We start from the raw sequence: 7,934 nt of genomic DNA on the forward strand, positions 1-7,934 counted from the left end.
CGTACGAACTTGATACGAATTCTCGACAAGACCCCACACCCCACGGAGAATAGTCGGCTGCTGACAGGAGTCCCTATGCGCCGTTTGCTTTTCTCACTGTTGATGTTCTGCGTTTTGCCCGCCTGGGCAGACAGCTACGACCAGTTGTACAAGGTCGCCGGTTGGCCGGAACAGCGGGCGCATTTCAATGACGCCTTGAGCGCCGCCCAGCAGCGCTATCAGAGCAGCCTGCCGCCGGCGGTGTTCCAGGCCCTGGTGAACAACAGCAATCAACGTTTCGCCCCCCAGGCCATGGACCAGCGGGCCGAGGCGCAAATGCGCAAGAATTTGCGTGACCCCAGCCCGGCCCTGAGCTTTTTCCAGTCGCCCCTGGGCCGCAAGGTCGTGGCGGCCGAGTTGCTGGCGACCCGGCGTGATCAATTGGCGAAAAACGCCAAGGGCCTGCCGAAGATGCCAGCCAGCGACAACCGCTTGTTGATCATCGGCCACCTGGCCCAGGCCCTGCCCGCCCGCGAGGCCGGCGCCGAAGTCAGCCTGGCGATCGCCGGCGTGGCGGCCGACAGCCTGAGTTCGATGATCCCGGGGCTGCTGGGCGGCGGCCAGGCCCAGGGCATGCTCGACAGCCAGCGCCAGCGGTTAATGGAACAGATCGGCGCGGACCTGAACAACACGCTGCTGTACGTCTACCGTGACCTGACGGATACCGAGCTGGAAGAGTTCGCCACCTTCGCCGAATCGACCGAGGGCCAGGCTTATTATCAAGCGGCCCTGGCGGCGATTCGGGCGGGGTTGGCGGTGGGGCAGAATCTCGGGCAGTAGTTCAGCGCCGCCATCGCGAGCAAGCTCGCCCACATTGGATCTCGCAGCTCAACACTCTGTGGGAGCGAGCCTGCTCGCGATAGCAATAGCCCGGTCACCGCCGAACCCGGCTCATCCGCTTCGTCAAAAATCCAAACATCTCCTGCCGCAAAGCCAGCGCCTCATTCGCCAAGTGATGGCGTCCCTCGGGCAACATCAACACCTGCGGCCGATCGAACTTGCTGCGTAGCACTTGCAGGTTGTGCACCCAATCCACCGTCATGTCCGCCTGTCCCTGCACGATCAATGGCTGGCGCGGGCTGCTCGGGGCGGCTTCGATACGCTTGATCCATTGCCCCAACGCGCCCACCCAGGCGGTGGGCAGGCGTAGTGGTTGCAGCGGGTCGGCTTGCAGGAACGGCAGGAAGTCCGGGTCGGTGGAGTTCTCGCTGAAACGTCGGGCAATCCCCCTTACGAAGGGTTTGAGCAGGTAATAACTCAGGCGCGACCAGCCCCAGGCCCGTGGCCGCACCAGGGGTGACAGCAGGATGACCTGGCCCTGGGCCGGGCTCTGTGCGCCCTGGTTGAGCACGTGATCGACGACAATGGCCCCGCCGGTGCTTTGCCCGCACAGGTGCCAGGGTTGCGGCAGGTCGAGTGTCCCGGCCTCGGCCAACAGGCCCTGCAGGGTGGCCTGGTACTCGGCAAAATCCTCGATGCTGGCGCGCTCGCCACTGGACAGGCCGTGGCCCGGCAGATCACAAGCGATCACCGCGAACTTCTGCTCCAGAGCCCACTCGATCAAGTGGCGATACAGCCCCATGTGATCGTAATAACCGTGGAACACAAACAAGGTCGCCACGGCTTTTTCCGGCCACCAGACCTGGCTGACCAGCTCATACCCACCCACCTCGAAACGCCCCAATCCCTTGCGCACGCTGCGTTGGGGAAAGTCCAGGCCATAGAACCGCTGGTAGGCCTGGGCTTGCTCGGACAGGGCTTGCCACTGGGCCAGCGGCTTCAGGCTGGCACGCAGGAGATCGGGGGCGAAAGTGGCAGGCATCAAGATTTCCAGGCATAGGCGCATCGCGCGAAACAGACTTTGTAGGCCTGCGATATTCATCTGTCGCGGCAGGCATGGCAAGCTACGCGGCTTCAGAGGATCGACTCCATGCGCCCGTCCCACCGCACAGCCTTGCTCGCCAGCCTGCTCGCCCTCGGATGCGCCGTCGTATTGTGGATAGCCTACGACTGGTTCCAAGGCCGTTTCCTGCGCGCTTTCAGCCAACACACCGCGGTGTTTTCCGGCGACCCGCTGCGCCTGCCTGCCGATCTGGCCGGCCCCGGCGCAATACGCCTGGTGCATTTCTGGGACCCGGCGTGCCCGTGCAACGTCGGCAACCAGCAACACCTTGCCGAGTTGGTCGATAAATATGTACCGCAAGGCGTCGAGTTTTATGCGGTACAAAAAGCCGGCAGCCAAGGTCAGCTGCCGGCCACGTTGAGCCACTTGAAAACCCTCCCGGCGCTCCCCGGTTCAAGCCAGATTCCTGCAAGCCCGGCCGTAGCGATCTGGGATCGCAGCGGCAAACTGGCGTACTTCGGCCCCTACAGCGAAGGCCTGACCTGCAACTCGAACAACAGCTTCATCGAGCCGATTCTCGAGGCGTTGAGTGTCGGCCGGGAAGTTAGTGCGACACACACGTTGGCGGTGGGCTGTTATTGCCCATGGGCGGTTTCAAACTGACGAATTAACTACAACGCGTATTACACCTACCCCTCTTGGGCGGCGACAAAGTTGAGACTAGTGCTCGCTTCTAGAGCTCTTGCTCAAAGTAAGGGCCTGGGCTGAACCGTTTGTCGGATCCAATTTTTCGAAACGACGCCATCACCGCTCATTTTCGGCCTGTGCCCCATGCCAGACGGGTTGTTCAGGGCATTTCAGCCCGGTTGACCGTTTAGCTGAATCGATTAACAGCGGCCGTGCCGGCATGAACTTTTTTTTAATCTCTTCTCTAAACCTCGTGACCAGCAAAATGTTTATTACTGTGCAGTCGCGCGGCGGCGCCAACTCGAGGAAGTTTCACACGCCTTTTCATCGTTCAACTTGTCGACCCTTCTAACCAAACAAGAAATGGAATCGTCAGTGATGCAAAAGCTGCTATGCGCTGCACTTTCCAATCCCTATAAAGAAGATGCCCTCAACCTCGAGGCGTTCGTCCAATGCGTCGCTCCGCTCATGATCGATGTGTTGCTGCGCGGCGAGACGGGTACCGGTAAAGACACGCTGGCAGAAAAGATCCATCGCATGTCCGGCTGCTCCGGCAAGTTCGTGGCCATCAACTGCGCCGCCATTCCCGAAACCCTCGCCGAGAGCCAGCTCTTCGGGGCCAACACCGGCGCATTTACCGGGGCCAGCCAAAATCGCGCGGGGTTCGTCGAAGCCGCACATAACGGCACGCTGTACCTGGACGAAATCGACAGCATGCCGTTGGGCCTGCAAGCCAAGCTGCTGCGAGTCCTGGAATCCAGGACGGTCCAGCGCCTGGGCTCGACCCAGAACATCCCGGTGAACATGCGAGTGATCGCCTCCGCCCAGTGCCCGCTGGGAGAAATGGTCGAACGTGGCGAGTTTCGCAGGGACCTTTATTTTCGCCTGAACATCATCAGCCTCAAGCTGCCGCCACTGCGCAGCCGCAAGGAGCGCATCGTGCCGCTGTTCCAGTCGCTGGTGCGCCGGGAAGCCCAGGCACTTGACCGGCCCTACGTCGCGCCGTCGCCAGCGCTGTTGCGCCAACTGCTCGGCTACGCCTGGCCTGGCAACATCCGCGAGCTGCAGTCCGCCGCCAAGCGGTACGTACTCGGCTTGCCGGCACTGCCCCGCGCCGAGCAACTGGAACACAGCAGCTCGACACTCAAGTTGAAAGAACACCTGCAGCAGTTCGAAAAAATCCTCATCGAGGACTGCATGCGCCGCCACCATCATTGCATCGACAAGGTCATCGCCGAACTGGGTATCGCCCGGCGCACGCTGTATTACCGGATGAAGTGCCTGCAAATATCGACGAGTTGAGTGGGATCGGTGGAACCGTTTACGCAACGGCCGCCACTTAACCAGCGAGACGCTCACGATCGTCTCGCCATTCCACAACCCGGAGATACGACTATGAGTTTTGGTGGACTTTCTCTCGCGGCTTCCACGGCTGCCATGCAGCAGATGGACGCGACCTCGGCTGCGATGACAACCATGAAATCCGAATTCGACCAGAAGAAACTGGTCGCTGACACCATGAACGCAATCGCGGCAGGGTCGATGGACACCGCAACCAAAGCCATCACCGCCATGGGGGAGGCCTCGAAAAACATACGATTCTGACCCTCTCGCTTCAGCCCCGCTCCGGCGGGGTAACCTCAAGCGCGATGCGAGGAGGCCCTATGCTCATCGACTTGCCAGACAGCCTTCGAGCTCTCAGGGACCTGTCCCATGACGAACCCACGCTGCGTCCTGCGCCGACTCCGCCAAGCCTGCACCTGGCGCTGCACGGAGCCGGCGACCGGTTGCGAGAGTCGCTCGTCCAGTGGGGCAACGAAAAGGGTTCGGCGGGCGGACAGTCTCGACCTGGTTGGCCGAGCCCCCAGGACGGATTCGCCGCAGAGACCCAAGACCCTTTGCGCCTGGTACTGGAAGACATCCTCGAAGAAATCAACAGCGGCACCGGCTCCAATCTCGACGTCGATATCGATGACGCCTATTCCAATGAAGACCTGTTCAACGATCTGGCCCAGATGTTCGCCTATCGCCGGCAGCCCATCGGTGACAACGATGTCGACAGCCAAAGCGATTTCGGCAATGCCAACAACCCCTTCTGCGGCGCGCTGTTCGGCGCCTGGGAGATCGAGGGCGATCACGCCACGCGGCGCAGTCGTCATGACGCGAGCCTGTCGCTGCTGCTCAAGATCATCGCGGTCCTGGGCCGCAGGAAACTGCTGACGCTGCTGGACATCGACGAAGGTGACGGCCAGGCGCGGTATGAACCAGACGACCAGGACCTGTTGTTCGAGATCGCCGCGTTCATGGACCAGCACCCGACGCGCTATCCCCCGCCAGCGACCCTCGACGCAGAACGGTGGACATGGACCGAACGCATTGCCCGCGGCACCGCGCTGGATGCTCGCGAAACCCGGTTGTTCCAGCTTGCCCTGGAAGAGCTGGACTTCGCCCTCGCCCGCCTGGCCGGCCAGCAAGCCCCGCCGCGTCAGCGTGCCCGGCGCAACCGGGAAGAAATCGAGTTTCACCTGAGCGTCACCGGTAGCGCTCGCAACGTCTTGAGGCTGATGTGCGCCTGAAGGCACCCGACCTTTGAGTTTTCAAACCGACCGTTGAAACAGGAGACATTCCGTGGACATACACGCCATCGACCCCAGCAACCTCGCCTCCACGTCCGCCAAAACGAGCGCCAAGACACAAGCGAGCGCCGAGACCAGCGATGTCAGTTGGTTCAATGCACAAATGCGCGAAAAAGCCCCCGCCCCGAACAGCGAAAACAATGTCGCGGCACGCATCATTGACTCGCTGTCGAGCCGCTCCGGTGAACTGCAGCGCCTGGACGACCGCGCCAACCGGGACATGCTCAAGGCCATCCGCACTGCCGACCCGCAGGACATGTTGCAGTCGAACCGCTCACTGTCGTCCTTCCACCTGGAAAGCCTGATGACCGCGAAAGTGGTCAGCAAAGGCTCCCAGGCCATCGAGAAGCTCACCAATCTTCAGTAAAGGGAAGGCCGGTCATGTCCAAGCGCGCGTTCCCGACACTGATGCTGTGCCTGCTGCTCACCGGTTGCAACGAACGAACGGTGCTGCACAGCCATCTTTCCGAGCAGGATGCCAACGAAGTGATCGCCGAGTTGGCGAACAAGAACGTGGAGGCGAGCAAGCAAGTCGACAAAGACGGGTTGACCGTGCTGGTCGAGCCTGCCGACATGAACAGCGCCGTCCAGGTACTCGAAGCCGCCGGCCTGCCGCGTCGCTCTCGTTCCAGCCTGGGGGAGATCTTCCGCAAGGAAGGGGTCATTTCCACGCCGATGGAGGAGCGTGCCCGCTACATCTATGCGCTGTCCCAGGAGCTCGAATCGACGCTGTCACAAATAGATGGCGTGGTGCTCGCCCGGGTCCATGTGGTCCTGCCGGAACGGGTGGCCCCGGGTGAGCCGGTCCAACCCGCATCGGCCTCGGTGTTTATCAAGCATACCCGTGCGCTGGACCCCGACAGCATCACCCCGCGCGTGCGCAACCTGGTCGCCAGCGGGATTCCCGGCATGGCCGACGCCGCCCAGAATCCGGCCAAGCTATCGGTGGTATTCGTTCCCGCCGCGCCGTATCAGGAACGGCGCAAGATGGCGTATTTCGGCCCCTTCCTCATGCAGGCCGACGACATCGGCTATTGGCGGGCGGTGACCGTGACGGCAAGTATCACCTTGCTCGCCATCCTGATGGGCGTCTTGTATGGCCTCTATCGGCTGTGGCGCAACGGCGTGTTGGTACTGCCACGATTTCTCGATCGCACGCTCACCAAACCAGCCGGGACGCCCGCCGCCCCCCAAAGCAGCATGACACCTGGGCTGTTCGCCGTGAAAAACCCAGGGACCAAACCCGACCATAACGGGACCGCCGCATGACGGCGGAGATTGCATGGGTTCGCTGGTGGACCCTCGCCTGGCGCGAAGCAGACCGGGGCTGGTATTCGTCAGCGCTTTGCCTGCTGACCGCGCCACAGATCGACGCCCTCGCCCGAGCGCAGCATGCCGCGCTTGCCCGCAACTTCGGTATGACGCCGTGCACGCCCCCCCAACCCAGCCCGGTGCTGCAATCGCTGTTCTGCGGCACGCCCCGGACCTTGGCCCTTGCCTGCGAATTGGTGGCGAGCACCTGCGCACCGTTAACGGCAACACAGGCACTTTCGGCGCAGGACCGGGCCTGGTGCGAGCGCACCGCCAAGGCCCTGCGCCCGGGACACTGGCTCGAACAAGACCAGGATCCGCTCGCCCTGCTGCGTGCCTGGCTGGGCGAACAGGCCTGGGAACGGGCGCGCCTGGCGTTCCCACGCGACAGAATCATCGCCATCGAATCGGCACCCGCCCCTCAACCGCCAGCCGCCAAGCTGAATACGCTTTGGCAGTCCGCCTGCTGGAAAGCTGAGCAAAGCCTGGCACCCTCGGCACCTATCCAAACGGAGAGACACGATGCTCGCTCGGCGTTCGCTTGAACTGCGCCCCGATGGCCAAGGCCTGTCGCAGCCCTACATCGCTCGCGAAACCCTGGTCGATTGTGCCCGCGCACAGGTCATCCTCGAGCAGGCCCAGGCGCAGGCCGCGCAATTGCTTGGACGCGCCAGCGCAGAGGCGGACGCGACCGTGCTCGAGGCTCAAGCACAATTCTGGGAAAAGGCCGAAACCGTGCTCGCCGCCTGGGAAGCCCAGCGTCAAGCCATGTGGGAGCGAATCGAGACGAGTGCTGCACACGTGGTCAACGAGGCCCTGGGGACGCTGTTGAACGAAGTCCCGGAGCAGGCACGCATCGATGCACTCGTCCGCCAACTGGCGTCGCGTCAGGACGACCCGGTCAGCGCCACCCTTCGCTGTCATCCTGAAGACCTGGCAAGCCTGACCCAGAGCCTGGGCATCGACGGCCGACGCCCCTGGACGCCGGTGGCCGATGTCGACATGGAACGACATCAACTGAAGCTGGAAACGCCGGGCGGTACATACCTGCTCGACTGGCCCACCGCCGTCGAAACCCTACGCCTGCCCGAACCACAACCCATCACCGCAAGCTGACCCGTCGCTTTCGCGAGCAAGCTCACACACAGGGGATTTGGGGTGACGGCGATGCCTGTGAACACCCCCCGGGAAAAAACTGTGGGAGCGAGCTTGCTCCCACAGGAGAAACACGATCACCCAGAACCAGGTCGGCTATAAGGCCGCCTCGCGGTGGACGTTGATCTCGGCGCCCCGTTAACCACGCTGGCCGAACGCAGGTATTGCGCAGTGGGCAACCCGGCATGTATGCCGGGTTAGCCGCGCTGGGCCATGGATGGCCCTTCGCGGCGGGCCCACGGAGCAATGCCGGAGTGAGGGCA

At 62.6% G+C, this 7,934-nt stretch carries 10 protein-coding genes; 9 read left to right on the forward strand and 1 reads right to left on the reverse strand.

Annotated features, from left to right (window positions below):
* Nucleotides 1–75 precede the first annotated feature (75 nt).
* Nucleotides 76–819 (forward strand): DUF2059 domain-containing protein, encoded by a 744-nt coding sequence (locus tag BM300_RS19765; protein WP_063323934.1) that lies wholly within the window; start codon nucleotides 76–78, stop codon nucleotides 817–819.
* 94 nt (nucleotides 820–913) lie between these two features.
* Here the strand turns inward: BM300_RS19765 and BM300_RS19770 are convergent, their stop codons facing one another.
* A complete protein-coding gene (locus BM300_RS19770) occupies nucleotides 914–1,861 on the reverse strand; it encodes a phospholipase BipL (RefSeq protein ID WP_092150009.1) in 948 nt (315 codons plus the stop codon).
* A 108-nt stretch (nucleotides 1,862–1,969) separates the two neighbouring features.
* On the opposite strand from BM300_RS19770, the gene BM300_RS19775 reads away from it, so the two are divergent.
* From BM300_RS19775 to sctL, 8 genes are all read left to right on the forward strand, one after another.
* Nucleotides 1,970–2,545: a DUF6436 domain-containing protein gene (locus BM300_RS19775; RefSeq protein WP_092150006.1), complete on the forward strand. Its 576-nt coding sequence runs from the start codon at nucleotides 1,970–1,972 to the stop codon at nucleotides 2,543–2,545.
* 402 nt (nucleotides 2,546–2,947) lie between these two features.
* Nucleotides 2,948–3,871, forward strand: a complete 924-nt coding sequence (locus BM300_RS19780) for a sigma 54-interacting transcriptional regulator (protein WP_063323931.1) — start codon at nucleotides 2,948–2,950, stop codon at nucleotides 3,869–3,871.
* Between the two features lie 93 nt (nucleotides 3,872–3,964).
* Nucleotides 3,965–4,174: a type III secretion system major pilin HrpA gene (locus BM300_RS19785; protein ID WP_003177441.1), complete on the forward strand. Its 210-nt coding sequence runs from the start codon at nucleotides 3,965–3,967 to the stop codon at nucleotides 4,172–4,174.
* A 59-nt stretch (nucleotides 4,175–4,233) separates the two neighbouring features.
* Nucleotides 4,234–5,145: a type III secretion protein gene (locus tag BM300_RS19790; protein WP_170862078.1), complete on the forward strand. Its 912-nt coding sequence runs from the start codon at nucleotides 4,234–4,236 to the stop codon at nucleotides 5,143–5,145.
* A 52-nt stretch (nucleotides 5,146–5,197) separates the two neighbouring features.
* Nucleotides 5,198–5,572, forward strand: a complete 375-nt coding sequence (gene sctI / locus BM300_RS19795) for a type III secretion system inner rod subunit SctI (protein WP_063323929.1) — start codon at nucleotides 5,198–5,200, stop codon at nucleotides 5,570–5,572.
* Nucleotides 5,573–5,586: 14 nt separating this feature from the next.
* Nucleotides 5,587–6,474: a type III secretion system inner membrane ring lipoprotein SctJ gene (gene sctJ, locus BM300_RS19800; protein WP_092463736.1), complete on the forward strand. Its 888-nt coding sequence runs from the start codon at nucleotides 5,587–5,589 to the stop codon at nucleotides 6,472–6,474.
* Nucleotides 6,471–7,061: a type III secretion protein gene (locus BM300_RS19805; RefSeq protein WP_092463738.1), complete on the forward strand. Its 591-nt coding sequence runs from the start codon at nucleotides 6,471–6,473 to the stop codon at nucleotides 7,059–7,061. The genes sctJ and BM300_RS19805 overlap by 4 nt, the downstream gene beginning before the upstream one ends.
* Nucleotides 7,039–7,632 carry a type III secretion system stator protein SctL gene (gene sctL / locus BM300_RS19810; protein WP_092463741.1) on the forward strand — a complete coding sequence of 198 codons (594 nt, stop codon included), beginning with the start codon at nucleotides 7,039–7,041 and terminating at the stop codon, nucleotides 7,630–7,632. Before BM300_RS19805 ends, sctL begins: the two co-directional genes overlap by 23 nt.
* Nucleotides 7,633–7,934 lie beyond the last annotated feature (302 nt).

The organism is Pseudomonas sp. NFACC46-3 (assembly GCF_900114515.1).
GTDB classification, from domain to species: Bacteria; Pseudomonadota; Gammaproteobacteria; order Pseudomonadales; family Pseudomonadaceae; genus Aquipseudomonas; species Aquipseudomonas fluorescens_Q.